Source organism: Kitasatospora sp. NPDC101235, assembly GCF_044767505.1.
In the GTDB taxonomy this organism is placed as follows: domain Bacteria; phylum Actinomycetota; class Actinomycetes; order Streptomycetales; family Streptomycetaceae; genus Kitasatospora.
On sequence record NZ_JBIWNZ010000011.1, the window covers coordinates 20211 to 42859 of the forward strand.

18 protein-coding genes are annotated in these 22649 nt (G+C 74.7%); 6 read left to right on the top strand and 12 right to left on the bottom strand.

Annotated features, from left to right (window positions below; all coding sequences use genetic code 11):
* Positions 1 to 119: 119 nt before the first annotated feature.
* Complete coding sequence (locus tag ACIRRH_RS19570) at positions 120 to 1547, top strand: sugar porter family MFS transporter (RefSeq protein ID WP_403069172.1); 1428 nt, start codon at positions 120 to 122, stop codon at positions 1545 to 1547.
* Positions 1548 to 1748: 201 nt separating this feature from the next.
* Here ACIRRH_RS19570 and ACIRRH_RS19575 read toward each other — a convergent pair whose 3' ends face one another.
* A complete protein-coding gene (locus ACIRRH_RS19575) occupies positions 1749 to 2393 on the bottom strand; it encodes a TetR/AcrR family transcriptional regulator C-terminal domain-containing protein (protein ID WP_403068645.1) in 645 nt (214 codons plus the stop codon).
* A 172-nt stretch (positions 2394 to 2565) separates the two neighbouring features.
* Here ACIRRH_RS19575 and ACIRRH_RS19580 point away from each other — a divergent pair, with 172 nt between their 5' ends.
* From ACIRRH_RS19580 to ACIRRH_RS19595, 4 genes are all read left to right on the top strand, one after another.
* A complete protein-coding gene (locus tag ACIRRH_RS19580) occupies positions 2566 to 3729 on the top strand; it encodes an acyl-CoA dehydrogenase family protein (RefSeq protein WP_403068647.1) in 1164 nt (387 codons plus the stop codon).
* A gap of 75 nt (positions 3730 to 3804) precedes the next feature.
* Positions 3805 to 5004 carry a thiolase family protein gene (locus tag ACIRRH_RS19585; protein WP_403068650.1) on the top strand — a complete coding sequence of 400 codons (1200 nt, stop codon included), beginning with the start codon at positions 3805 to 3807 and terminating at the stop codon, positions 5002 to 5004.
* Between the two features lie 154 nt (positions 5005 to 5158).
* Entirely contained in the window at positions 5159 to 5917 is a 759-nt protein-coding gene (fabG, locus tag ACIRRH_RS19590) for a 3-oxoacyl-ACP reductase FabG (protein WP_403068653.1), read from the top strand.
* A 208-nt stretch (positions 5918 to 6125) separates the two neighbouring features.
* Positions 6126 to 7496, top strand: coding sequence for a S8 family serine peptidase (locus ACIRRH_RS19595; RefSeq protein WP_403068656.1), 1371 nt, complete (start codon positions 6126 to 6128; stop codon positions 7494 to 7496).
* Positions 7497 to 7651: 155 nt separating this feature from the next.
* On the opposite strand, the gene ACIRRH_RS19600 is transcribed toward ACIRRH_RS19595, so the two are convergent.
* A complete protein-coding gene (locus ACIRRH_RS19600) occupies positions 7652 to 9919 on the bottom strand; it encodes a hypothetical protein (RefSeq protein WP_403068658.1) in 2268 nt (755 codons plus the stop codon).
* A gap of 374 nt (positions 9920 to 10293) precedes the next feature.
* Between ACIRRH_RS19600 and ACIRRH_RS19605 the strand changes: the two genes are divergently transcribed.
* Positions 10294 to 10815 (top strand): HAD domain-containing protein, encoded by a 522-nt coding sequence (locus tag ACIRRH_RS19605; protein ID WP_403068660.1) that lies wholly within the window; start codon positions 10294 to 10296, stop codon positions 10813 to 10815.
* 152 nt (positions 10816 to 10967) lie between these two features.
* On the opposite strand, the gene ACIRRH_RS19610 is transcribed toward ACIRRH_RS19605, so the two are convergent.
* From ACIRRH_RS19610 to ACIRRH_RS19655, 10 genes are all read right to left on the bottom strand, one after another.
* Positions 10968 to 14996 (bottom strand): LysM peptidoglycan-binding domain-containing protein, encoded by a 4029-nt coding sequence (locus ACIRRH_RS19610; protein ID WP_403068663.1) that lies wholly within the window; start codon positions 14994 to 14996, stop codon positions 10968 to 10970.
* Entirely contained in the window at positions 14996 to 15445 is a 450-nt protein-coding gene (locus ACIRRH_RS19615) for a hypothetical protein (protein WP_403068666.1), read from the bottom strand. The genes ACIRRH_RS19610 and ACIRRH_RS19615 overlap by 1 nt, the downstream gene beginning before the upstream one ends.
* 160 nt (positions 15446 to 15605) lie before the next feature.
* A complete protein-coding gene (locus ACIRRH_RS19620) occupies positions 15606 to 16085 on the bottom strand; it encodes a TadE/TadG family type IV pilus assembly protein (RefSeq protein ID WP_224283817.1) in 480 nt (159 codons plus the stop codon).
* Positions 16082 to 16453, bottom strand: a complete 372-nt coding sequence (locus ACIRRH_RS19625; protein ID WP_263455575.1) for a TadE/TadG family type IV pilus assembly protein — start codon at positions 16451 to 16453, stop codon at positions 16082 to 16084. The genes ACIRRH_RS19620 and ACIRRH_RS19625 overlap by 4 nt, the downstream gene beginning before the upstream one ends.
* Before the next feature lie 38 nt (positions 16454 to 16491).
* Positions 16492 to 16782, bottom strand: a complete 291-nt coding sequence (locus ACIRRH_RS19630; protein ID WP_224283819.1) for a hypothetical protein — start codon at positions 16780 to 16782, stop codon at positions 16492 to 16494.
* A gap of 113 nt (positions 16783 to 16895) precedes the next feature.
* A complete protein-coding gene (locus ACIRRH_RS19635) occupies positions 16896 to 17774 on the bottom strand; it encodes a hypothetical protein (RefSeq protein WP_403068670.1) in 879 nt (292 codons plus the stop codon).
* Complete coding sequence (locus ACIRRH_RS19640) at positions 17771 to 18736, bottom strand: type II secretion system F family protein (RefSeq protein ID WP_403068673.1); 966 nt, start codon at positions 18734 to 18736, stop codon at positions 17771 to 17773. The genes ACIRRH_RS19635 and ACIRRH_RS19640 overlap by 4 nt, the downstream gene beginning before the upstream one ends.
* Positions 18736 to 20373 carry an ATPase, T2SS/T4P/T4SS family gene (locus ACIRRH_RS19645; protein ID WP_403068676.1) on the bottom strand — a complete coding sequence of 546 codons (1638 nt, stop codon included), beginning with the start codon at positions 20371 to 20373 and terminating at the stop codon, positions 18736 to 18738. Before ACIRRH_RS19645 ends, ACIRRH_RS19640 begins: the two co-directional genes overlap by 1 nt.
* Positions 20363 to 21751: a hypothetical protein gene (locus ACIRRH_RS19650; protein WP_403068679.1), complete on the bottom strand. Its 1389-nt coding sequence runs from the start codon at positions 21749 to 21751 to the stop codon at positions 20363 to 20365. The genes ACIRRH_RS19645 and ACIRRH_RS19650 overlap by 11 nt, the downstream gene beginning before the upstream one ends.
* Entirely contained in the window at positions 21751 to 22647 is an 897-nt protein-coding gene (locus tag ACIRRH_RS19655) for an SAF domain-containing protein (protein ID WP_403068682.1), read from the bottom strand. Before ACIRRH_RS19655 ends, ACIRRH_RS19650 begins: the two co-directional genes overlap by 1 nt.
* Positions 22648 to 22649: the final 2 nt, after the last annotated feature.

A 22649-nucleotide genomic window follows, 5' to 3' on the forward strand; every position in this document is an offset into this window, starting at 1 on the left:
TTTGCTTGTTCACCTTACGAATTCTCAGAGCGAAACTTGAGGGTCCTGATGTACAAGACTTAAACGAATAGGGGTTACGATCTCGGCTACCGAGCTCAGCGTTGAGTACCAGGAGTCAGATCGTGAGCGTCACCCAGAAGCCCTCCGGGGCGGTCGAGGCCCCCGCGCCCGGCCGCCTCGGCTTCGTCGTCTTCATCACCGCGGCAGCGGCCCTCGGCGGCTTCCTGTTCGGCTACGACAGCTCCGTGATCAACGGCGCCGTCTCCGGGATCCAGGAGAAGTTCGGCGTCGGGAGCGGCGTGACCGGCCTGATCGTGTCCTCCGCCCTGCTGGGCTCGGCGATCGGCGCAGCACTGGCCGGGCGGTTCGCCGACCGGTACGGCCGCATCAAGGTCATGAAGGCGGGCGCGCTGCTGTTCGCGGTCAGCGCGGTCGGCTCGATGCTGCCGTTCTCCGCCTGGGACCTCGCGCTGTGGCGCGTCCTCGGTGGCGCAGCCATCGGTATCGCCTCGGTGATCGCCCCGACCTACATCGCCGAGGTCGCGCCGACCAAGTACCGGGGCCGGCTGGCCTCCTTCCAGCAGGCCGCGATCGTGCTCGGCATCGCGATATCCCAGCTGGTCAACTGGCTGCTGGCGCAGGCCGCCGGCGGCGAGACCCGTGGCCACCTGCTCGGCCTGGAGGCCTGGCAGTGGATGCTCGGCATCTGCGTCGTCCCGGCAGCGGTCTACTTCGTGCTCTCCTCGGTCATCCCCGAGTCCCCGCGCTACCTGATCCAGGCCGAGCGCCTGGACGACGCCCGCAAGGTGCTCGCCGAGGTCGAGGGCGAGGGTGTGGACGCCGACGCCCGGATCGCCGAGATCCGGACGCTGATCGCCTCCGACCACCGCCCGCGCTTCCGCGACCTGCTCGGCGGCCGGTTCGGCCTGCTCCCGATCATCTGGGTCGGCATCGGCCTGTCGGTCTTCCAGCAGCTGGTCGGCATCAACGTGATCTTCTACTACTCGTCGATCCTGTGGCAGTCGGTCGGCATCGACCAGAGCAACTCGCTGCTGATCAGCTTCGTCGGCTCGGTGATCAACATCCTCGGCACCGTGATCGCGATCGTGCTGGTCGACCGGATCGGCCGCAAGCCGCTCGCCCTGATCGGCTCGGCGGGCATGGCGGTCGCGCTCGGCACCGCCGGCTGGGCCTTCTCCTCGGCCACCGGCAGCGGGGACAACCTCACCCTCCCCGACCTCCAGGGCACCGTCGCCCTGGTCGCCGCCAACGCCTTCGTGCTGTTCTTCGCGATGTCCTGGGGCGTGGTCGTCTGGGTGATGCTCGGCGAGATGTTCCCGAACCGGATCCGCGCCGCCGCCCTCTCCGTCGCCGCCTCCGCGCAGTGGATCGCGAACTGGGTGATCACCGTCTCGTTCCCGTCCATGTCGCGCTGGAACCTGTCGGCGACCTACCTCGTGTACGCCGCCTTCGCGGCGCTGTCCATCCTCTTCGTGGCGAAGTTCATGAAGGAGACCAAGGGCGTCCGACTGGAGGACATGGGCTGATCCGCCCGTCGGACTCCCGGCCCCCGCACCCCGTCGCGATCAGCACGGAGGCGCGGGGGCCGAATCGTTTCTGCGGAGCCGGCGAGCTTACGGAGCGCACGCCGTTCCGGCGGGGTTCAGGGCCGTCGGGCCTCTCCTCAGGAGCGCCGCGCAACACGCTCAGGGCCGCGGGGCATCGCCTCAGAGCCGCCGGGCAGAGCCTCAGGGCCGCTCGGCGAACCGGGCGTAGCGCAGGGCGAGCCCGTCGAGCAGCGCCTCCAGCCCGGTCTCGAAAGCGCCCTCGTCCACCGCTCCCCGGTGCCCGGCCAGCCGGTGCGCCTCGCCGAGGTGCGGGTAGTCGGCCGCGTCGTAGACCTCGGCGTCCGCCGGGAAGCCGGCCGCGAAGGAGGCGAGCGCCGAGCCGGTGACGAAGTAGCGCATCAGTGCGCCGATCCTGGTCGCCTGGCCGCGCGGCCACCCGGACTCGACCAGGTGGCCGAAGACGGCGTCGGCCAGCCGCAGCGCGTTCGGCCGCCGCCCGGGGCCCTGGGCGAGCACCGGGACGATGTTGGGGTGGGCGGCCAGCGCGGCGCGATAGGAGCGGGCCCAGTCGCGCAGCGCCTCCGGCCAGGGCGTGCCGGCGGCCTTGAACATCGACAGGTCTACTTCGCCGATGACGCTGTCCACCACCGCGTCCAGCAGGTCGTCCTTGGTGGCGAAGTGGTTGTAGAGCGAGGGCCCGCTGACCGACAGCTCGGTGGCGAGTCGGCGGGTGGAGAGGGCGTCCAGCCCCTCGTCGTCGATCAGCCGCAGCGCGGCGGCGACGATGCGCTCGCGGCTGAGCAGCGGGGTGCGTGGACGGGCCATCGCGGCGGGTTCCTCCGGTTCCTCCGGTCGGGTGTGCTGGGGACCGATTCTGGCAGGTGCCCCTTCCCAGCGCGGGCCGGGCGGGGCTACAGTCCCCCCATAAAACTTGCAGCGCTAGTTTAATGGGTCGGCCCCAGACGCCGGACCATGGACGCCGGATTCGGGAGCCGCCGTGAACCTGGAGTTGTCCGAGGAGCAGAGCGCCGTCCGGGACCTCGCCGCCTCCTTCACCGACCGCGAGATCGTGCCGTACGCCGCCGAGTGGGACCGCGCCGAGTCCGTCGACCTCGCGATCATCGGCAAGCTGGCGAAGGTCGGCTTCCTCGGGCTGACCATCCCGGAGGAGTACGGCGGCAGCGGCGGCGACCACCTCGCGTACTGCCTCGTCCTGGAGGAGCTCGGGCGCGGCGACTCGGCCGTGCGCGGGATCGTCTCGGTCTCGCTCGGCCTGGTCGGCAAGTCGGTCAACGCCTTCGGCACCGAGGAGCAGAAGCGGCACTGGCTGCCCCGGCTCACCTCGGGCGAGGCGCTCGGCTGCTTCGCGCTCACCGAGCCGGGCACCGGATCGGATGCCGCCAACCTCACCACCCGGGCCGTCCGGGACGGCGACGACTGGCTGATCAGCGGCGCCAAGACGTTCATCACCAACGGCACCTGGGCCGACGTCGCCCTGGTCTTCGCCCGCACGGGCGGCGACGGACCCGACCGGCAGGGCCACCGGGGCATCACCGCCTTCCTGGTCCCCACCGGCCTGCCCGGCTTCACCCGCACCGGGATCCACGGCAAGCTCGGCCTGCGCGGCCAGGCCACCGCCGGACTCTCCTTCGAGAACGTCCGGGTGCCCGACAGCGCCCGGCTCGGCGAGGTAGGCAAGGGGTTCACGGTGGCCATGGCCGCCCTGGCCAAGGGCCGGATGTCGGTGGCGGCCGGCTGCGTCGGCATCGCCCGGGCCTGCCTGGAGACCGCCGTCCGCTACGCCGGCGAGCGCGAGCAGTTCGGCAAGCCGATCGCCTCGCACCAGCTCGTCCAGGAGCTGCTGGCCGGCATCGCCGTGGACGTCGAGGCGGCCCGGCTGCTCACCTGGAAGGTCGCCGACCACATCGAGCGCGGCCTGCCGTTCGCCACCGAGTCCTCCATCGCCAAGCTGTACGCCAGTGAGGCCGCCGTCCGGGCCACCAACAACGCGCTCCAGGTCTTCGGCGGCTACGGGTTCATCGACGAGTACCCGGTCGGCAAGTACCTGCGCGACGCGCGGGTGATGACCCTCTACGAGGGCACCAGCCAGATCCACCAACTGCTCATCGGACGCGCCCTCACCGGCGTCAACGCTTTCTGACCCCGCCACCAGCACCCCCGCCACCAAGCACCCCTGCCACCAGCACTCCCGCCACCCGACAAGGAGCCCGACGACGTGCGTCCCGTCTACTTCGCCGCCGCCCGCCGCACACCCATCGGCCGGCTGCGCGGCGCGCTCGCCACGGTCCGCCCGGACGACCTCTCGGCCACCGTGCTGCGTGCCCTGCTCGCCGACGTGCCTTCGCTCGACCCGGCCCGGATCGACGACGTCTACTGGGGCGCCGCCAACCAGGCCGGCGAGGACAACCGAAACGCCGCCCGGATGGCCGTCCTGCTGGCCGGCCTGCCGGAGACCGTCCCCGGAGCCACCGTCAACCGGCTCTGCGCCTCCGGCCTGGAGGCCGTCACCCTCGCCGCCCGGGCCATCGGCTCCGGCGAGGCGGACGTGGTGCTGGCCGGCGGCTGCGAGTCGATGACCCGCGCCCCCTTCGTCCTCCCCCGCCCCGACGAGGCGCTGCCGCACCGGATGGAGACCTTCGACACCCGGCTCGGCTGGCGGCTCACCAACCCGCGGATGGCCGAACTGCACGGCGTTCTCAGCATGGGCGAGACGGCCGAGGAGGTGGCCACCCGGTACGGCATCGGCCGGGAGCGCCAGGACGCCTTCGCTCTGCGCAGCCACCAGCGGGCCGGCGCCGCCCGCAAGGACGGGCACTTCGACGCCGAACTCGTCCCGGTCGAGCGGCCGGACGGGGTGACGGTGAGCCGGGACGAGGGCATCCGCGAGGACACCAGCCTGGCGAAGCTCGCCGGCCTCAAGCCGGTGTTCCGGCCCGGGGGCACGGTCACCGCCGGGAACGCCTCGCCGATGAACGACGGCGCGGCCGGGCTGGTCCTGGTCAGTGAGGAGGCGCTGCGCGACCTCGGGCTCCGGCCGCTCGGCCGGTACGTGGCCGGCGCCTCGGCCGGGGTGCACCCGGACGTCATGGGCATCGGCCCGGTCCCGGCCACGGCGAAGGTGCTCGCACGGGCCGGCTGGTCGCTCGCCGACCTGGACACCGCCGAGCTGAACGAGGCCTTCGCGGCCCAGGCGCTCGCCTCCGCCGACGGCATCGGGTTCAGCCCGGAGCAGGCCGAGGAAATGGTCAACCCCAGCGGCGGGGCGATCGCACTCGGCCACCCCCTGGGCGGCTCCGGTGCCCGCATCCTCACCACCCTGCTGCACCGGATGCGCCGCACCGGCGCCCGGCGCGGGCTCGCCACCATGTGTGTGGGTGTGGGGCAGGGTACGGCCGTGCTGGTCGAGAACGTCTGACAAACCGGCGGCGGCGGGTGGCTGATGGCGGAGGACGGCGAACGGATGACAGGTAACAGATGTTGAAATCTGTCATCTGTTATCTGTCATCCGTCGGATGCCGGCCGTCGCCTGCCGCTCGTCGCCTGTTGATCCAAACTTCCAAGGAGTTCACATGACACGGTTCGCTGGGAAGGTCGCCGTGGTGACCGGCGCGGCGCAGGGCATCGGAGCGGCCACCGCCCGTCGGCTGGCGGAGGAGGGCGCGGCGGTCGCCGTCGTCGACCTCACCGCCGAGCGGGCGGCCGGAACGGTCGCCGAGATCACCGCCAAGGGCGGCACCGCCCGGGCGTACGGCTGCGACGTGGCCGACTACGACGCCGTGGAGGCGGTGTTCGCGCAGGTCGCGGCGGACCTCGGCGGGGTGCACATCCTGGTCAACAACGCCGGGATCACCCGGGACAACCTGTTCTTCAAGATGCCGAAGTCCGACTGGGACGCGGTGCTGACGGTCAACCTGACCAGCGCGTACAACTGCAGCCACGTCGCACAGAAGTACATGGTGGCGCAGAAGTACGGGAAGATCGTCTCGCTCAGCTCGCGCTCCGCGCTCGGCAACCGGGGCCAGGCCAACTACGCGGCCGCCAAGGCCGGCATCCAGGGCCTCACCGCGACCCTGGCGATCGAGCTCGGGCCGTTCAACATCAACGTCAACGCCGTCGCGCCCGGGTACATCGCCACCGCGATGACCGCGGCCACCGCCGAACGGGTCGGCAGCAGCGCCGAGGACCACCAGGCCGAGGTCGCCGCCCGGACGCCGCTGCGCCGGGTCGGGCAGCCGGAGGAGATCGCCTCGGTCGTCGCCTTCCTGGCCAGCGAGGAGGCCTCGTACGTCAGCGGGCAGACGCTGTACGTGAACGGCGGGGCGCGTTAGCGCTGTCCTGACTGGTCGTCACCGAATCGTCCCAGGCGGGGGGTTACCTTCCCCTGGGACGACCTTTACCTTTTCGCGTGGCCGAGCATGACCATGGCCTCTACCATGGGACCCCACCAATTGACTATGGCATGATCATGCAGCTCTCGATGGGATGGCCGGACCGACCCGACCGAGCCACGTCGGGCCCTGCGCCCCAAGGAGCCCCATGGGCAGCCCCGCCACCCTCCGCCGCGCCCTGGCCCTGTTCGCCGTGGGGGCCACCGCCCTCACGGCCGGCACCGTCGCCGTGCCGACCGCCGGCACCGCGATCGCCGCCCCCGCGCACGACCTCGCGGGCGTCCACGTCCGCCCCGCCTCCTTCGGGCACCACAACGCCCAGGGCCGCGTCGCCCCGCTGAGCACCACCCAGTGCGTCAGCCAGATCGGCATCCACTGCTACTCGCCGCTCCAGTACCGGACCGCCTACAACCTGAACCCGCTGTACCAGGAGGGCATCACCGGCAAGGGCCGCACGATCGTCATCGTCGACTCCTTCGGCTCGCCGACCATCCAGCACGACCTGGAGGTCTTCGACAAGCAGTGGGGCATCCCGGACACCAACGTCGAGGTGGTCAAGTGGGGCAACGTCCCCGCCTTCGACCCGAAGAACCCCGACCACACCGGCTGGGCTGGCGAGACCACCCTGGACGTCGAGTACGCCCACGCGATCGCCCCCGACGCGCACATCATCCTGGTCGAGACCGGCGTCGCCGAGACCGAGGGCACCACCGGCCTGCCGGAGATGATGGACGCCGAGAAGAGCCTCATCAAGCAGGGCCGGGCCGACGTCATCTCGCAGAGCTTCGGCGCCACCGAGAACACCTTCCCGGGCTACGACAAGGGCGACTTCAAGTCGCTCACCGACCTGCGGTACGCCTTCCAGGCCGCCGCCGACCACAACGTGACCGTGCTCGCCGCCTCCGGGGACAACGGCGCCACCGACGCCAAGGAGAACGGCACCGACCTGTACCCGTACAAGGTCAACTCCTGGCCGTCGTCGGACCCGCTGGTCACCTCCATCGGCGGCACCCAGCTCACCCTGGACGACTCCGGCAAGCGCACCGCACCCGACAAGGTGTGGCACGACAAGTCCGGCGCCGGCGGCGGAGGCGTCTCGGGCGTCTTCGAGCGCCCGTGGTACCAGGCCGGCGTCGCCGACGTCACCGGCAACCACCGCGGCACCCCGGACATCAGCATGAGCGCGGCCGTGGACGGCGCCGCCTGGACCTACGAGTCCTACGACCCGACCTCGGTCGGCTGGCACCTCACCGGCGGCACCAGCGAGGCCACCCCGCTGTTCTCGGGCGTCGTCGCGCTCGCGGACCAGCTCGCCGGCCACCGCCTCGGCCAGCTCAACTGGCGCCTGTACGGCCTGAACCTGCTGCCGGGCAAGTGGAGCGGCATCGTGGACGTGAAGCAGGGCGACAACGGCTGGGACGGCGTCACCGGCTACAACGCCACCGAGGGCTACGACCTCGCCAGCGGTCTGGGCACCATCGACGGCGCGACGTTCGTGCACGCGATCGCCGGTCGCTGAGCGGGCGTGTCACCGGACACCGAGTGACAGGTAACAAATGACAGCGAACAGCTGACAGATTTCGAAATCTGTCAGCTGTTCGCTGTTTTCTGTTTTCTGTCTGCTGTGATCCGTCCGCTGTCTGCTGTTCCCCGCCGGCCTTCGGCCGTCTGCCGTCAGCCGGTGGCGGCCAGCTGGGCAAGATAGCGCTCGGCGGCACGGAGCTTGCGGCCGTCGGGGCCCGGGAGGTAGGCGCGCAGTTCGATGATCTCCGGGGCGATCCGGATGGCCTCCGTACGATCGGTGATCGCGCGCCAGCAGGCCTCGGCGTTGGTGGCCGCCCGCTGGGTCTCCGGGTGGTCCGGCCCCTGCGAACGCAGCAGCGTCAGCGCCACCTCGCGGTAGATGTCCGCGGCCTCGGCCGACCGGCCCGCGAGCCGGCAGACGTGCGCCCGGACCTGCCGGACCTGCAACACCGTCTCGGAGACGGCACCGTGCTCGGCGATCGCCTCCAGTTCGAGGGCGAAGGCCAGGTCGGTGGCGGCGGCGTGGTCCCCCACGTCTGCGCTACGGACGATCCGCCCGATGACCTCGCGATAGTCCGCGCGGGGCTGGCCGGCCGCAGCGGCCTCGCCGGCCGGGGCTTCGCCAGAGGTGCCGGCCGGGGTGTCGGCCGCGCTGTCGCCGGGGGCGGGCGGCGCGTCGGCGGGAACCTCGTCGGCCGCTACTGCGTCCTGCGGCACGGCGTCGGCCGGCACCTCGTCAGCAGGTGCCGCGTCGGCCGGAACGACGTCAGCGGGCGCCTCGCCGGTCGACACCTCGTCAGTCGGCACCTCCTCGGCCGGCACCTCCCCGACGGGAGGCTGCTCGGCGGGCGCCTCGTCCGTCGGCACGGGCTCCACCGGGACGGAGTCCCTGGGCTCCTCCACGACCTCGGGGACCTCGGCCTCGGGCCCCTCCACGACCTCAAGCCCCTCCACGGCCGCGGACGCCTCCTCGGCGACCTCCCCGGTCGCATCCTCGCCCATCTCCTCGGCCACCGGCTCCACCGTCGCCCCGACCGCCTCCACCTCAGCCTCGGCGGCCACCATGGCCTCCTCCTGCGGGAGTTCGGGCTCCGTGACGGCATCGTCCGCCGGCTCCGGCCCGGACTTGAGGAGCGTGACGCCCGCCAGGGGTGCGCTGTCCTCGGGCGCGGCGTCGGCCGGGGTCGGCTTGCGCAGGGTCACGCCCGGTGCTTCAGCGGCCTCGCCCGCCTTCAGCAGGCTGACCGGGCGAGCCGGCCGCGGCGGGGTGGGCGGCACCCCCGGCTTGACCAGGCTGACCGGACCGCCTGCGGCCACCGGGGAACCCGCGGACTCGGTGGACCCGACAGACTCGGTGGACCCGACGGACGGCGCGGGTACCGCAGCCGGGGTCGGCACCGGCCGCTCGGGGACGGCGTCCCGCGGCTCCGTCGGACGCGGCAGCGACGGTGCCGGGGGCGGCGGCATGTCGGAGGGCGCGGCACCGGCGGCCGGCACCGGCGGCACCTCGGCCGACGGGCCCTCGCCGCGACGGGCGGTGTTGCGGAAGACGGGGCGGTCCGGGGCGTGCGTGGCCAGGATGACCACATCCGGCCGCAGCACCGAGTACACCTGCTGCCGCAGCTGCTCGGGTGCGAGCACCTCGCCCGCGCCGGGCCGGCCACCGTGCAGCGCCTCGATCAGCGCGCGGGTGAAGGTGCCGATCTGCTCCGGGTCCGGGCTGACCACCGCCCACAGCGGGATGCCCTCGCTGAGCGGCGAGACGGTGCCCTGCAGGTACGGCCAGGCGTTCTGGTCGGCGCTCAGGTCAGCAATGACGAGGGTCTGCCACTCGGCCGGACGGTGACTCAGCTCGGCGGCGATGGCCTGCCAGGGCAGGCCGTCCTGCTTGGCGTCGCGCAGGGTCAGCTGGAGCTGCCCGCCGCGCTTGTCGGCGACGACGTGGCCACCCAGGTGGATCAGCAGCGGTCCGGGGTGCCGGGAGGCGGCGCGCAGGTGGGCGAGGACGGTGTGCGGGTCACCGGCCCCGGGGAGGTGGACGGCGTCCACCGCGTCCGCGGCGAGGAGCACCTGCGGCGAGACGGCGGCGAGCATCGCTGAGAGGACCGGTGCCTGGGTCGGGCCGCCACGGCCCCAGGTGCGGCGGCCGGAGTTGCCGTACCCGCCCTCGATCACCAGGATCCGCCCGCGCGGAGCGGCACCGAGCCCGCCCGCCCCCGGCCCGCCCGCGCCGACGGCCTCGGCACCCCGCGCCGCGCTCTGGACCGGGAACGGCGGCAGGGTCGCAGAGGAGGCGGCCCCGGCGGCCGGCAGCCCGGTGAGGGTCCACCCGGTGGGCGGAACGGGCGGTGCGGCCGGGGGCGCGGGCGGCGGTGTGGGCGCCTGCCCGACCGGCGGCACGCCCCCCTGCGCGCCCAACCCGAAGGCCGGTCCGGCGCCTGGTACGGCAGCGGCGACCGGAGCGGGAGCGGTCGGGGGCGCCGGCGGCGGCTCGTACAGCGCGGCGGGACCGGGCGGGTGCTCCTCGGCCGGGAGTCGCGGGGGTGGCGGTACGGCGTCCCAGGGACCCGAGTCGGCTGCCGGGTCGGGACCTCCGGAAACCGCTGTCGTCTCCGCCATCTCCTGGTCACCGCCCCGCCCCGCCGCTCCCGCGGCGTCTGATGCCCTTGCCTGCATGGTGCCTGCCACCACACTCCGTGCGCGCCACCCTACGAGATCCCGGCTCACCCGTTCCAGGCCGGGTGGCCGATCGGCGCGCCGGACCACCCACCCCACCCCGCTAAGGTGCCGTCATGATCGATACCGATCGTCCCTTGCTGTTCCTCGACGTGGACGGCCCCCTCATCCCCTTCGGCGACCCGCCCCACGGCGGCTACCCCACCTACCGCAGCCCGCACGTCCCGCCCGGCACGACGCCGGGCGGGAACCCGCTGATCGCCCGCGTGGACCCGGAGTTGGGGCCGCGGCTGCTGGGCCTGCCGGGCGAGCCGGTGTGGGCCACCACCTGGCTGGAGGACGCCAACGAGTGCCTCGCGCCCTGGCTCGGCCTGCCCCGACTGCCCGTCGTGGACTGGCCGGTGGACGACCCGGACGCCACGGGAGAGCCGGACGGCGTGCACTGGAAGACCCGTGCGCTGGTCGAATGGGCTGCCGGACGGCCGTTCGCCTGGGTGGACGACGAGATCACCGAGGCCGACCGCCGCTGGGTCGCCGCCCACTCCCCCAATCGCGCCCTGCTCCACCGGGTGGACCCCCGACGCGGGCTCACCGAGGCGGACTTCACCGCCCTGGACGCCTGGCTGCGGACGGTCTGACCAGCCGCCGGGCCCCGCCGATCGGCGGCCGCCCAATGCGCGCCGACGACATCCGTACGGGATTCCCACAGGGCCGCCACATCCGCCGCCGGCCCGTCAACCCGACTGCCCGGCCACCCCCGTGGGAGTGGCCGGGCAGTCGGCGGTCCGCGTCAGGAACCCGCGAGCAGGTCCCGCAGCAGCGCGACGGTGTCGGCGTCCAGGTCCCGGCCGGTACGGCGGCTGAGTGCGTCCAACCGGTTGACGGCACGCAGGAGTTGGTCCCGGGCGCCGGCCGAGGCGTAGGCGTAGAAGAGGTCCCGGTGCAGCAGTTCGACGTCCGGGGCGACGGCGAGGCCGCGGAAGACGGCGGCCTCGGCGCTGCGGTGGTCGCCGTACTGCAGGCGGCGGGCGGCCAGTTCGTGGGCCGTGTCGACGATCGCCGCGATCATGTCCTGCCGCTCGGCCTCGGCCCAGCCGTACGAGGCCGGCGGGGCCTCCGCGAACGGTGCGCCGCGGACCAGGGCCAGCGCATGGGCGAGGGCCGCGTCGGCAGTGGCACTGGTACTGCGCATGCCGCGCCGGTAGAGGCTGCGGAACTCGTCCCAGTCGCAGGTGACCGCCGGAGCGAAGGAGTAGCCCTCGGTGCCCTCAGTGCCCTCGGTGGGCAGGAAGGCGCGGCCCTCCGGCGAGGTGCCGAACCAGGCGGCCAGGTCGGCGAGTTTGGCCGGCAGCGGGCTCTTGGCGTCGGCTGCGGTGGGGTGCGGGTCGAGGTGCGCCGCACCGGGGTGCAGGTCGTGGTCGAGAGCGTGGCGGCCGGAGCCCGGGCGCAGTGCCAGGTAGACGGCCAGCTCGGTGAGCCGTGGCAGTGCGCCGGGTGAGGCGGTGCCGAGGACTCCCGCGACGTCCACCGGGCCTAGCAGCCGGATCCGAGGGGCGTTGCGGGGGGCGTGCGCCTCCGGGGAGCGGAGGATCGCGAGCAGGTCGTCGCTGTCGCTGCGGCCTGGCGCGGTCCGGGCGACCGGGGCGACGGCTGCGGGGCCGGGTTCGAGCGCGGCGGGGCCGGGCTCGACGACGGGCTCGGGTTCCTCCGCACCGGTGGCATCCGCGGTTTCGGCGGTCTCCGCGGCCCCGGTCGGCCCATTCCCGACGGCGACGGCGGGTTCGGGAGCGGGCTCCGGAGCGGGATCGGCCGACGGCGACGGATCCTCGACCGTCTTCGAGGCGGTCGGCTCCGCCACGGCCGGCTCCACCACGGCCGACTCCGCCACGACGGGCTGCGGCACGACCGGCTGCGGCACGACCGGCTGAACGGCGAGCACGACCGTCGCCGTGGACTCCGAGGAGCTGTCCCCCGGCTCGGCCGCCCCCTCGCCCTCCGGCAGGCCGGGCCGCCGCAGGTCCCGGGTGGTCTCGTCGCCGGCCGCCTGCCGCCCCTGTCCGTTGACGGCGAACCGCGCCGGACCGGCCGGAACCGGAGCCGGTAGGACGGCAGGAACCGTAGCAGGAGCAGGCGTCACCGGATCGGTGCCCGCGAACGGGCTGGCCCCGGTGCCGATGACCCGGGCGAGCAGCCGGGGGCCGGCAGCCGCGTCCGCGCCCTCCTCCGCCGCACCGGCCGAAGTCCCTCCGGCCGAGCCTCCGCCGACCGAGGCCCCACCCGCCAGGGCGCCACCGGCCGAAGCCCCGGCGACCGAGGCCTCCCCGACCGAGGCCCCGACGGCGGCCAGCACCGGTACGGCAGCGGGCAGTTCGGTGGTGTCGGCGTCCTCCGGCCCGTCCAGGGTCCAGGCCGGGGCCGGGTGCTGGGTGGTGTCGTCGGCGACCCGGAGCAGTTCGGCGACCTGGTCGTACTGCTGGCCGCTCAGCCGCTGCAGCTCGACCGTGAGGTGCAGGCCCGGAATCGCGGCCTGCCCGGAGGTCGGCAGGGTCCAGCGGGCGACCGGGCCGGTGCCCCGCTCGGGGGCGCGGGTGATGACGGCGACGCAGGTGCGCGGACGGGCGTCGAGCAGGCGCCCGAGCTCGGCCGGGATGTCCCCACCGGGCTGGTGGGCGCAGAGCACGATCTCGGGCGTCCAGGACTCGTCGGCCTGGCCCCGGCTGCGGGCCTCGCGCGGGCTGGTGGCCTCGGCTGCGACCAGGGTGGCGCGGGCCTTGGCGGTGCGCGGGCCGAGGGCGGCGAGCGCGGCCTCCAGGGTGGGATGGCGGTGCACGCGTTCGGCGGCCGGGCCGCTGATCGGCACCTCCTCGGCGAGGTCCACCAGGTGCAGGTGGAGCCGGTCGGCGAGCGGGCTGTGGGCCAGTTCGATGGCGAGGGTGCGCAGCACGTCGCGGGCGTCGTCCGGGTGGCCGGACAGGTGGAGCAGCCGGACGGCCTCCAGGTCGGCGAGGACCACCGAGCCGTCCGGCGAGGTGCCGAGGGTGACCAGCGCGGGGTACGGCGCGGCGGTCTTCCGGGCCTGGCCGGGGCTGAGCAGGTCGCCGGAGTCGGCGCCGCACCACCACACGTTGGCGGCATGCGCGGCGTGGAACGGCGCGATCGGGGTGGCCGGGCCGGACAGGTGCAGCTCGATCGTCCGGCCCTGGGTGATCCGGGCGGCGACGATGGCGGGCAGCCTCTTGCCGCCGCGCACGGTGTTGCGGGCCAGGGTGCGCAGGGCGCGGTCCAGCAGTTCCAGTCCGGCCTGGTCCTGCCGGGCCAGCAGCTCGTTCTCGAAGGCGGCGGCCTCGGCCTCGGGCATCGCGATGCGGTGCCGGGGGCGGCGGGCGCGCTGCTGGGTGCCGCGCTTGTGGGCGACGGCGCCGACCATGATGGCGGCGAGCAGGACGCCAACGGTGGAGGCCGAGAGGGCGACGGTGTAGTCGTCACTGGGGGCCGGATCGGCGTGCGCGGCGGGAGCGGGAGCGTGGGTCGGCGCGTGCGTGGGCGCGGGCACCGGGGCCGACTGCGGCGCGCCCTGCGAGGGAGCGCCCGGCGCCGGGGTCTGTGCCGGAGCCTGGTCGACGGGCGCCGGAGCCGGTGCGGGAGCCGGAGCCTGGTCGGCAGGCGCCGGAGCGGCGGCCCCCGCCCCCGGCACCGTGAGCACCATCCCCGGCACCACCACGTCCGGGTCCGTCAGCTGCTCCCCGTCCGGCGCCTGGGCCCCCTTGTTCGCCTCGAACAGCTTCGGCCACTGCTCGCCGTCCCCCAACTCCCGCTGGGCGATGGCCGACAGGCTCTCCCCGGCCTGGACGGTGACGGTCCGCTGAGCACCCGAACCACCCGCACCACCGGCCCCCCCGGCCTCCGTGCCGGACTGCGGAACGTTCTGCGGCGTCCCCTGCGGCGCGCCCTGTGCCGCGTCCCCGGAGGGAGCCGGGGCGGGAGCCGGTTCCGGCGTCCTCGCCTCGTCCGGCTTGGCGTCCGCCGGCATCAGCAGCTCCCAGCCGGGCTGGATCGGCCGGTCGGCGTCGAAGCGGACACCCGAATCGCCCATCACCCGGCCGTCGTTGAGCTTGGCGATCTCCACCCACCGTTCCCCCGAGCCCAGTTGGCGCTCGGCGATGGACCACAGGCTGTCGGCCGGCCGGGCGTCGCGCACCGTGTACGTGGTCTGCTGCTCGGCGGCCGGGGTCAGGGCCGGCGCGGCCTGCGCGGCGGTCAGTGCGGCGCGCTGCACGCCCGGCGTCAACTGCGCCTGGACGACCGGGCTGTGGTTCAGTTCGGGGACGGCGGCGAAGGCCGAGCCGGCCACCGGCAGCAGCGCGAGCACCGAGCCGACCAGCCCGGCCGCGAGCCGCTGGCTCCAGCCGAAGGCGGGAATGCGGCGGGCGATCCGGCCGCGCAGCTGGGCGGGAACCTCCAGCAGGACGGACAGCGCGAAGCACGCCCAGGCCAGCCAGCCGACCACCACCAGTGCCCACAGGAACAGTCGTCCGTCGTCCGGACTGGTGAGCGCCTCGCCCACCCCGCCCGAGGCGACCTCGCCCATCCCGGCGACCGCTTCGGTGCCGTACAGCAGCAGCGCGGGGACGCCGAACAGCAGGGCGAGCAGGGTGACCAGCGCGCCGAGCGCGGTGATCACGGCGCGCCCGCGCCCGCGGGGTGGTCGGGGCGCCGGGGTGGTGTGCCTTCGGACACCTCCGGCTCGATGGGAGGTCCCGGCCCGGCCGGTACGGGCCTGGGCGGTACGGGCCTGGTCCTTGGCACGTGGCGCGGCCATCAGTCGGTCTCCGCTTTCTCGACTCCGTGGACGAGGGTCGCACTGCCCTTGCCCGTTACCTTCCGTTCCCCGAGGGCGCCCAGCAGGACCGGACGGTAGTCGGCCCGCACCGTGACGGTGACGACCTTGCCGTCACCGGAGAACTCGACGTCGCCTGCCCGCAGGCCGTACAGGCCCAGGTAGGCGTCGGCGGCGTCCCGGACGTACTTCTCCTGGACCTTGAAGCCCTTGCCCTGCAGGACGGCCGCCTGGTCGAGCTGCTGGCCGCCGACCCGCGCGGCCTCCAGGGCGTAGGCGTCGGTCCGTTCGGCGACCCGCAGCCGGCCGCCGGCGTCGATCACCAGGGCGATGACGAGCACGACGTAGGCCGCGCAGATCGCCACGAAGAGGGCCACGGCGCCCCGGTCGGACCGGCGCGCCGACAGCCGTCGCCGCAGACGGCTCACCACTTCCGTCCCCTCCCCCCACGTCGCACGCTGTTCTCCCCACCGGCCCCCACCGGGCGCCACTCGGTACCGCTGTGTCATCCCCCGGGCGCTCTCCGCTTGCGTCTCCCCCGCACGGGCCTTCTCCAATCCCCCGTCTTCCCGGTGACGGCGCCGCGCGCCGTCATGTGCCCCGGTAACGGTCCACCACCGAGGTGAACTCGCCGACGAGGTGCTTCGTCACGGGCACCCCGGACGGTCCGCCGAGCAGGTCGGCCAGTTCCACGTCGCAGACCACCGTGACGGTGACGGTCGTGACCGGTCCGCCCGGCAGGTTCAGCTCCCCCTTGCCGACCCGCACGTCCCCGTCGCGGCAGGACACGCCCTGCTGGCGCAGCGTCGCGAGGGCGGAGTCCCTGGCCGGCTGGTCCATCCCGTCCACGCTGCGCTGCAGGGAGGCGGTCCGGGCCCCGGCCCGGGCGGCGGCCTCCACGGTGCCGGCCGTGGTCTGCACCCGCCCGGCGGCGATGGCCACCAGGACCAGTCCGACCACCCCCGGCACGACGATCGCCGCCTCGATCGCGATCCCGCCCCGGTCCCGTCGGCGCGGCCGCACCCGAAGCCGCTGCCGCCAGTGGCCCGGTGCCCGCGGCGCGCCCCTCACGGCTTCACCACCGGCGGTACGAAGCGCTCGCGCGGAGCCTCGGCGAACTGGGTGACGGCGGCCTTGAGCCCGGGTATCAGCAGTGGCGGGCTCAGCTGCACGGTGACCCGGATGGTCTCCGCCGTGCTGCCGTCGGTCCGCACCGTGTACTCGTGCACGCCCTGCCGGTCGAGGAAGTCGCGGGCCTGCCGCTGGGCCGCCTCGTTCTTCTCGCCGTCCGTCGCGCTGCCCTGCACCCGCCCGGCGTCCACGCCCTCGCGGGCGGCGGTGAGCGCGACCTGCCGGTCGTACCACCACAGCGCGGCCTGGACGACGAGCAGCAGGAGCAGCAGGACGACCGGGAAGACGATGGCGAGGCTCACGCTCATCGACCCCCGGTCGCCCCTGCGGCGGAGAGCAGGACGCATCACTTGGTGGCGCCGCCCGCGCCCGCGCCGCCCGGCATGTTCGGGTCCTGCTCGACCTTCTGGACGACCTTGTCCTTCAGCAGGTAGAGCGCGGTCGCCACGGCGCCCGCGACGAAGACCAACGCGATGATGGCGAGGGCGAGTTCGATGCTGATCGCGCCGCGGTCGCCGCGCGCGCGGGCGGCCCGCAGCCGGCCGAGCCGCAGGGTGAACAGCAGCAGTGCGAACTGGACCGGTAGCAGGACGGGGCGCAGCGCCCGTCCGGCCAGCTGGGCGAGTCGTACGGTCATCGGGTTCTCCCGGGGGATGTGGCGGTGTGGTCTGGTGGTGGAGCCGGCTGCTCTGATACGGCTGGTGGTGCTTGCGGAGGCTGGAAGGGACCGGAAGGGGTCCGGGAGCGCGGTCAGTTGAGCATCTGGTGCAGGGCGGGGAAGACGATCAGAACGGTCATCAGCAGGGTGAGTGCGGCCCCGGGCGCGACCATCCGCTCGCTGTCGGCGTTCGCACGGGCGAGGTCCTCGGCGAGCAGTTCCCCGCGCAGGCCCTTGGCGCGGGCCCGCAGGGTGTCGTACACGGCGGCTCCGTCGGTGCCGGACAGCCGCATGATGTCGGCCACGTCCTGGAGCGGGCTGAGGCCCAACTCCTCGGCCAGAGCGTCGAGTCCGGCCCACGGCGGGAGCCGGTCGGTGGCCGCGCGCTCCAGGGCGTCGCGGATCCGCAGGAACACCGCGCCCTGCCCGACCGAGGCGGCCCGGCGCAGCGCCTCGGCGGGGCCGCAGTCGGCGGCCCGCTCCATCGCGACGAGTTCCAGGTAGGCGGCGATGCCGTGCAGGTACTCGGTGCGCGCCTCCTTGGCCTCGCCGCGCACGACGGCGTCCGGGACGAACCAGAGCAGTCCGGCCAGCAGCGGCCCGGCGACCAGCGGCAGCGCGAACGGCAGGCCCACGTCCATCAGCACGGCCATCGCACCCAGGTAGGCGGGCAGCATCAGGCCGAGCGCGGCGAACAGCAGCTTGTGCACCATGAACCGGGCCGGGGTGCGGCCGATCAGGGCGAGTTCGCGGCGCGGGACCGAGACCCCGCGCAGGTGGACGGACCGCTCGCCGATCCGGTCGTACCAGCGGGGCCGCTCGTCCGGGTCCTGCTCGCGGTCGGCGGGGGTGGCGTGCAGCCGGTCCAGCGCCTGGCGCAGGTCCGGTGGCGCCGGCCGCAGTTCGGCGACCAGGAGGGCGAGGCCGCCGGCCGCGACGGCGCCGGCCAGCACGGACCAGGGGGAGATCATCGGACCTCCCCGAGCTGCTCGGCCGGCTCCGGCCCGGTCGCCGGTGCGGCGGACCGCCGCCCGCTCCTGCTGCGCCGGTCCGGCGTCAGCAGCCGGGGCACCGGCGGGTGGGAGGCCAGCGCCCGCATCCAGGCGATGATCGCCACGAACAGGGCGGCTACCACGGCGAGCACCACCTGGCCGAGGAAGGTCCCGTACGGCCGGGTGTACTCGGTGTTGAAGGAACCGACCGTGACGACCAGCACGATGATGCCGACCAGCCAGCGGATGGTGGTCCGGTGCTTGGCCCGGTCGGCCTCGATGGCGCGGCGCTGGCGGACCTCCTCGCGCACCGAGTCGGCCATGTCGGAGAGCGTGCGGGCCAGGCCGGGGCCGCTGTCCCCGGCGCGCAGCACGAGCGCGGCGAGCACCTTGTCGGCGGTGGCGTCGGCGAGGCTGTCGGCGAAGGCGCGCAGCGCCTCCTCGGGCCGCCAGCGGGCCTGCAGCCGGGCGGCCAGTTCGCCGATCTCGTCCTCCAGGGCGGCCGGGGCCGTGCGGCGGCTGGTGACGATGGCCTGGTTGAGGCCGACGCCGAGCAGCAGCACGTCGGCGATCCGCTGGGTCCACTCGGAGAGCGCCTCCAGCCGCTCGATCCGATGGGTGTCCGGGCGGGTGGTGTCGAACAGCCAGGGCAGGCCGAAGACGGCCAGCGGCACCAGCAGTGCGGTCAGCGGGATGCCGGTGAACAGCCAGGCCAGCGGCGCGCCGACGAGCGCGAGCGGCAGCTGGACGCGGCGCAGCCGCACCATCCGGTGCGCGGCCGCCCCGGGGGCGCCGTACCAGAACACGTGGACCCGGCCGGCCAGCGGGTTGGCCGCCCGCGCGGCCCCGTCCTCGTCGCCGGGCTCACTGCCGCGGGCCCAGGCCACCAGGGCGACCAGGCCGCCCGTGACCGCCAGCCCGCAGAGGGCGAAGAGCAGCATCACCGCGCGCCACCGCCGATCCGCAGCTGGAGCGGGGTGGCCCAACTCCCGTACCGGGAGCCGAGCAGCGAGGCGTCGAAGCCGGCCCGGCGCAGGTCGTCCAGGCACTGCGGCGGGGTGTGCGGTACGGCCCGCGGCTCGCCGAGGTCCGGCCGGGGGCCGAAGACGGTGTTCAGCGCGGGGCGGCCGCTCTCCCCGAGGCCGGTGACCTCCAGGACGTGGGAGACGAAACGGTGCCGGCGGCCGCCGACGGCGGTCTCGTCGACCATGGTGACGTGCACGATGAGGTCCAGAGCGTTGGCGGTGAGCCGGTAGGCGAGCGAGTCGGTCATGTGAGAGCCGTACTCCAGGCAGAGTTCGGCGATGCGGTCGACGACCATGTGCGGGCCGCGGGCGTGCAGGGTGCACATCGAGCCACCCTCGCCGTTGGTCATCACCCGCAGCATCGGGACGACCTCGCCGGAGCGTACCTCCCCGACGATGATCCGTGAGAGTGTCATGCGCAGCGCGGCCGGGATGAGGTCGCCGATGGTCAACTCCCCGGCCAGGCGTCCCTCGACGCGCTCGCCGTTGCCCTCGCGGGCCTCCATCGGGACGACCTGGCGCAGGTGGCCGAGGGTGTGCAGCCAGAGCTCGAACTCCGACTCCAGGGTGCCGATCCGCTCGTCCGGCGGGATCTCGGCGGCCATCGCGCGCAGCAGGCTGGTCTTGCCGACGCCCTGGGTCCCGGTGATCATCACGTTCTTCCGGGCCCGGATCGCGGAGGCCAGGAAGGCGGCCAAGGTGGCGTCCAGGGTGCCGAGTTCGACCATCTCGGGCAGCGTCGCGGAGGCCACCCGGTGGCGCCGGATCGCCACGTACGGGCGGGGCGTCACCTCGGTGAGCGCCTGGAGGCGCATGCCGCCCTCCAGCCGCAGCGCGAGGGTCGGGCTGGCGGTGGACAGGCTGCGCTCGCCGCCGCCGTGCTGGCGGGCCAGGTCCTGGAGCAGTTCGATGAGTTCGGCGTCGCTGTCGGCCACCGGCGGTACCTGGCGCAGGGGTTGGTGCACCTTGGAGACCCAGACGTCGTCGCAGCCGTTGATCAGGATGTTCTCGATCTCCGGGTCGTCCAGGTAGGGCTGGAGCCGGCCGGCCCGGAACAGCAGGTCGAAGACGGCCTCGGCGAGGGCGCGGTCCTGCTCCCGGGTGGGCGGGATGCCGTGGGTCTGCGCGTAGGCGTCGGACCACCGGGCGACGGTCTCCTCGATCAGCGCCCGGCCGCGCTGGCGGCGGGTGGCGCGGTCCGGCTCGGAGCCGGAGGTTGAGGTCAACCGGGTGATCTGCTGGTGCAGTTCGGCCGCGACCTGGCGCTTGAGCTCGCGGGCGACCTGCGGGTCGACGGCGGGCCGGGTGGCGGCGCCGCGCAGGTCCAGCGAGGGCAGCTGGGAGGGCACGGCGGTGGGCCCCGCCGCGCCGGGCGCGACGGGCTGCGGCGGGACGGGCTGCGGTGTGACGGGCTGGGGCGCGACCGGGCCGGGCTGGTAGCCGTGCGGCGGGGCGACCGGGCCGGGCGTGGGCGTCGGCGCGGACACCGGCGCGGTCCAGGGCAGTGCGGCCGGATCGGAGGCGGGACGCTGGTGCAGGGGGCTACCGCGCACGGAGCACCTCCCCGGGGTTGTGCGGGTACGGCCCGTGCAGGTCGTCCTGCCGGCCCGTCACGAGCGGCTGCTGGAGCGGGTACCGGTCGTCCGGCTCGCCGTGCGGGGCGGACTGGACGTGTGCCGGGAACGGCGCCGGCGCGGCCGGCTGCGGCGCCAGCCCGGCCAGCGGCGCCACCGGGCCGGTGGTGATCACCGGCGGGACGGGCTGCGGCGGGGTGTACGAGGGCTGCTCGCCCGCGGTCGTCCCGTAGCCGGACCGGCCGTGCCCGGACTGGCCGTGGGCCGCCGAGCCGTACCCGCCCTGCGCGTACGGGGCCTGCGCGTACGGGGCCTGCCCGTGGCCGCCCGGCCCGTAGCCCGGCTGACCGTACCCCGACTGCCCGTACGGGCCCGGCGCGGGCGCGGGCCCGGCCGCCGGCGCGGGCGTCGACGGCTGCGGCGCCACCGGCCCGGGCGGGGTCGGTATCGGCGGGGCCGGCACCGGAACTGTCGAAATCGGAGGCGTCGGGAGCGGAGGCGTCGGCACGGCCGCCGTGACCGGAGCCGCCGCCCGGCCGCCCGCCGTCAGCTGGGCCGGCGCCGCACCCGGTGCGAGCCGCTGACGCCGGCGTTGGATCAGCAGCTGCACCTCGTCCGCGGCCGACCGCGCCGTCCGCATCAGCTCCGAACGGATGAACCGCCGGTCGGTGGTGTCCCCGCCGTCGGAGAGCACCCTCGCCGTCCGGGTGGCGTGCGGCAGCACCCCGAGCACCGGCAGCCCCAGCTCGCGGGACACCTCCGCCCGCGCGTACGGCCCCTCGGCCACCAGCAGAAGTCCGAGCGCGTCCGCCCCGGTACCGGTGGCGGCCAGGTCCTCGGCCAGGGCGGCGAGCCGGGGCCGGACCGAGCTCAGCCCGCGCAGCGTGGTGCGCACCGTCGCCACCACCACGTCGGCGCGGCGGGCCAGCACCGCGCTGTGGCCGGTGGCGCCGGAGCGGCCGAGGTCCACGATGACGTCGTAGCCCTGCTGTTCCACGCCGTGCAGCAGTTCGGCGAGCGGCTCCCAGGTGTAGGCGAGGCCGGGCGCCTGGGTGGGGTCGGTCAGCCCGGGCAGCAGCAGCCGTTCGGCGTTGCCCTCGGGCGAGAGGTCGATCAGCTGCTCCCAGATGGTCTGCGCGAGCAGCCCGCGCCGGTCGGCGACGGCCAGGTTGCGCAGCCCGTACACCGCCTCGACCCGGCCCTCCAGGGCTCCGGCGAGCACCGCGCCGCCGTCCGGGTCGGCCTCGACCAGCACGATCCGTCGGCCGGGCGACAGCGGCCAGGACAGCAGCAGTGCCAGGGCGGTGGTGGTCGCTCCCGGTGCGCCCGGGCCGCCGACCACCGCGATCACGGCCATCAGGCGCCGCCCGTCGCGCCCGGGGTCCCGGGTGCGGCACCGCCGGGGGTGGCGGCGCCCGGAGTGGTGGCCCCGGGGGTGGCGGCCCCGGGGGTGGCGGCCCCGGGGGTGGCGGCGGCCGAGGGCGCACCGCTCGGCGCCGGGCCCGGTCCGGTGGCTCCGGGGCCGCCCGCCGTCGCACCGCGCGGTGCGAGCAGCACCTGGATCCGACCGCTCGCCACCCACTGCGCCAGCCGGGGCCCGTCCGCGGTGCCGACCGCCACGTCGATCACCTGGCTGCCGTCGGTGTCCACCCGGCCGACGGTGATCACCGTGGCGGGCAGCGAGTCGGCCCTGCCGTTGTCGGGGGTGAAGACGATGACCAGCTGCACGCCGGGCTGGAGCCGGCTGGCGGGCAGTTGGCTGCGCTTGGCCGACACCCCGACCACGATCTGCCCGGGCTGCACCGACAGGCCCTGCGCGAGGTCGGAACCGGTGAGCATCGCGCCGCGCTTGAGGTCGGTGGCGGCCCGCATGCCGACCGCCTTCGCCCGGTCCTGGGCCGACACCGGGCGCAGCGCCGGGTCCCCCGCGATGCGGGCGACCACCAGGTCGTCCTCGGTGATCACCTGCCCCCACGGCACGTCCCGGGCCAGCGCCAGCACCGCGACCCGCTGGCCGGTGCTGTTGTAGAGGACGGCCCCACCCAGCCCGCCGGCCGCGATCAGTGCCACCGCCATCGCCAGCACTGCCGGGCGCCGCCGCCGCGCCCGCATGGTCCGCCCGGGCGCGTGCGGCACCGCCCGTCCTCGGCCCTTGCCCGGGCCGCCCTGCTCCGGCTGCTCCGGGAGCGTCGCGGACGCCGCGGTGCCCGCGGAGGTGCCGGATCCCGGCGTCGCGAACGTACGGTTGTCCACCG

Excerpts from the sequence above, each read along its gene's own strand:
- ACIRRH_RS19575 (WP_403068645.1), bottom strand. The coding sequence starts at position 2,393 with ATGGCCCGTCCACGCACCCCGCTGCTCAGCCGCGAGCGCATCGTCGCC.
- fabG (WP_403068653.1), top strand. The coding sequence starts at position 5,159 with ATGACACGGTTCGCTGGGAAGGTCGCCGTGGTGACCGGCGCGGCGCAG.
- ACIRRH_RS19595 (WP_403068656.1), top strand. The coding sequence starts at position 6,126 with ATGGGCAGCCCCGCCACCCTCCGCCGCGCCCTGGCCCTGTTCGCCGTG.
- ACIRRH_RS19605 (WP_403068660.1), top strand. The coding sequence starts at position 10,294 with ATGATCGATACCGATCGTCCCTTGCTGTTCCTCGACGTGGACGGCCCC.
- ACIRRH_RS19610 (WP_403068663.1), bottom strand. The coding sequence starts at position 14,996 with ATGGCCGCGCCACGTGCCAAGGACCAGGCCCGTACCGCCCAGGCCCGT.
- ACIRRH_RS19625 (WP_263455575.1), bottom strand. The coding sequence starts at position 16,453 with ATGAGCGTGAGCCTCGCCATCGTCTTCCCGGTCGTCCTGCTGCTCCTG.
- ACIRRH_RS19630 (WP_224283819.1), bottom strand. The coding sequence starts at position 16,782 with ATGACCGTACGACTCGCCCAGCTGGCCGGACGGGCGCTGCGCCCCGTC.
- ACIRRH_RS19635 (WP_403068670.1), bottom strand. The coding sequence starts at position 17,774 with ATGATCTCCCCCTGGTCCGTGCTGGCCGGCGCCGTCGCGGCCGGCGGC.
- ACIRRH_RS19640 (WP_403068673.1), bottom strand. The coding sequence starts at position 18,736 with ATGCTGCTCTTCGCCCTCTGCGGGCTGGCGGTCACGGGCGGCCTGGTC.
- ACIRRH_RS19650 (WP_403068679.1), bottom strand. The coding sequence starts at position 21,751 with ATGGCCGTGATCGCGGTGGTCGGCGGCCCGGGCGCACCGGGAGCGACC.